Below are 1,352 nucleotides of genomic sequence, written 5' to 3' on the forward strand. Positions count from 1 at the left end.
TCGACGAGACACCCCCTAGACCCCGAGGTCGAGCACCCCGACCGTCTGGCCCCCGCTCGTCTCGTCGGTCGTACGGAACCCGAGCCGCCGGTAGAACTCGCCGGGGCCGTCCGCGCCGGGATGCCAGGTGACGTACAGCTCCCCGCACCCGCGCCGGCGCAGCTCCGCCGCGACCGACTCCACGGCGAACCGGCCGTATCCCCTGCCCTGTCGGTCGGCGTCGATGTTCAGCCGCCACAGCCCGGAGCGCCGCAGGCTCCCGCCGTCCGCGCGCCAGTCGATATCCAGAAAGGCCATCAGGAACCCGACCGCCTCGTCCCCGTCGAGAATCAGCCGCGGCCAGGCCACCCCGGCGGGGTGCACGTACGCCTCAGCCAGCGAGTGCGCGACCGGTTCGACGGCGTGCTCCTGATCGGGACGCACACGGATGGCCAGGGCGGTTTCGAGGTTCGCGGAGGTGACCTCGGCAAGACGGAGTGACATGCGCGCACCCTACGAAGCGGGGTCCGCGGGCACCATCTCTTTACGGTGCAGCAACGCGGCCCCCGCGCCGATGGCCGCCGCGCACACCAGCAGGCAGAGGTAGATCACCTGGTTCACCCAGAACGGGACCAGTTCCGTCGCCGCGCCCGCCTCGGTGACGCACCGGGCGCTGACGGGCAGGGTCTCGTGGGTGACGATCCGGTCGCCGGGCACGCCCTGTGCCCCACACGTCTGGTCCGGGTCGAGGAGGTAGAAGCCGCACGCCACCCCGTAGCCGAAGAGGCCGAAGGCCACGGCGGCGGTCATGAGGGCCAGTACGAAGGAGGGCGCCGTGTCAGGGGCGTACCAGGCACGGCCCCAGGTGCGTGTGCGGATGCGTACGGCCAGGGCCACGGCCGACGGGACGGCCAGACACGGCATCAGCTGCGGGGCCCAGAGCGCGGCGATGTAGAGGGCGACGGTCATGCGGGAGGGAACATCCGCCGGCTCCCGGCCGGTTGCGCTCAGCCCAAGTGCCGGTACCGCCCCCGGTAGTACAGCAGGGGTCCGCCCTCGGTGCTGGGGACGCGTGCCGTCAGGACGCGGCCGATGACGAGGGTGTGGTCCCCGGCCTCGACGCGCTGCTCGGTCCGGCACTCCAGGCTGGCCAGGGCGTCGGGGATCAGGGGGGCACCCGTGACCTCACCGCGGTCGCAGGCGAGGTCGGCGAAGAGGAGGCGGTCACTGACCCGGCCCTTCATGGCGAACCGCCCCGCGATCTGCCGCTGGTGCTGGTCAGCCTGCGCACCGGCTCCCGCATGGACGACCTGCTGGACGAGCAGCCGCTCTGGGCGGTGTCCGTCCTCGCCGAGCACCAGCGGCAGATCGCG

At 72.5% G+C, this 1,352-nt stretch carries 3 protein-coding genes; all 3 read right to left on the reverse strand.

Annotated features, from left to right (window positions below; translation table 11 throughout):
- Positions 1-15: 15 nt before the first annotated feature.
- The gene (locus CCN33_RS20660) at positions 16-483 is read right to left on the reverse strand and encodes a GNAT family N-acetyltransferase (protein ID WP_086695061.1); all 468 of its coding nucleotides are present in this window, start codon (positions 481-483) and stop codon (positions 16-18) included.
- Positions 484-492: 9 nt separating this feature from the next.
- Positions 493-948 (reverse strand): hypothetical protein, encoded by a 456-nt coding sequence (locus CCN33_RS20665; protein WP_086695062.1) that lies wholly within the window; start codon positions 946-948, stop codon positions 493-495.
- 38 nt (positions 949-986) lie between these two features.
- Positions 987-1,352 (reverse strand): flavin reductase family protein (locus tag CCN33_RS33845; RefSeq protein WP_140394606.1); only part of this gene is annotated, 366 nt, incomplete at its 5' end.

This window comes from Streptomyces recifensis, from assembly GCF_002154615.1.
Taxonomy (GTDB): Bacteria; Actinomycetota; Actinomycetes; order Streptomycetales; family Streptomycetaceae; genus Streptomyces; species Streptomyces griseoluteus.

Coding starts and splice junctions, on each gene's coding strand:
- CCN33_RS20660 (WP_086695061.1), bottom strand. CDS start 483: ATGTCACTCCGTCTTGCCGAGGTCACCTCCGCGAACCTCGAAACCGCC.
- CCN33_RS20665 (WP_086695062.1), bottom strand. CDS start 948: ATGACCGTCGCCCTCTACATCGCCGCGCTCTGGGCCCCGCAGCTGATG.